This window comes from Bacillus sp. P4_D3 (assembly GCF_056401855.1).
The window spans coordinates 1-950 of sequence record NZ_JBFUIN010001012.1; the positions used below are offsets into that span (position 1 = coordinate 1).

Consider the following 950-nt stretch of genomic DNA (forward strand, 5'->3'; position numbering starts at 1 on the left):
ATTTAGAGTATACAGGTACTCACAAAATTGGATATATATATATGCTGTGGGTGATTTCCTTAGGGATTCTATTAGAAACGGATAAAAAGAATATAGAAAGATTAAAAAAGATAGTTGATAAAAAAAATATGAACGACGCAGTAATTGATTTCCTCGTATGCGCTAGTGATATCGGATACACAAAAATGACGAATAGATATTATAAAGACAATCCATATGCAAAAACGAGAGAAATTATAGAACTTGCACAAACAGATAAGAAAGAAGCATCTAAAAGATTGAAAACGTATATGGAGAAAGAATGGTTTAGAGGTCATTATGATTATGAATGGAAAAATGCACATAAAGAACCTGGATATGTAGGGTATTGGAGCTTTGAAACGGCAGCGCTTGCGAAAATTTTGGAACTTGATGATACAAGTTTAAAAGATAATAATCACTATCCGTATGATTTGGCGCATTATAAGAATTCAATGAAATTCAAACACATATCTCTAAGTAAATATAACTATGAGGATGAGACGGAAGAGATAGATGAAATAGTAGAAGGAATTGAAAATAATCCTGCATTGGAAAACATTATTCCGCCAAAATGGCATTCATTGGTCAATGAATTAATACATGATTATAAGAATATGGATGATAGTAGTTTTTATGAAAAATACAAAAAAACGATAGGAATTGGCCAAGTGTGGTTTTTACCACAAGAGTATGGAGAAGAAAATGAGCAAAAAGATCTCTTAGGAAGTTTAATTGTTTTTGCCCTTACCGTAAGAGATTATATTTTACAATTGGACTATAAAGAGGATTTAGAGGATTACATTGATAATCTTAAAAATTTCTGGAATGTTTCAGAAACAAAGTTAGTTCAATTTATTTTAGAGAATGATCAAAATTATTATGCATGGGTACCAAAAGAAGCAAATATCCCAAATATGTATGAAGTGAAG

At 30.4% G+C, this 950-nt stretch carries 1 protein-coding gene; it reads left to right on the forward strand.

The window, feature by feature from the left end; translation table 11 throughout:
* The coding region (locus tag AC1DTM_RS28795; protein ID WP_477001520.1) for a DUF1911 domain-containing protein at positions 1-950 on the forward strand (950 nt) is incomplete at both ends.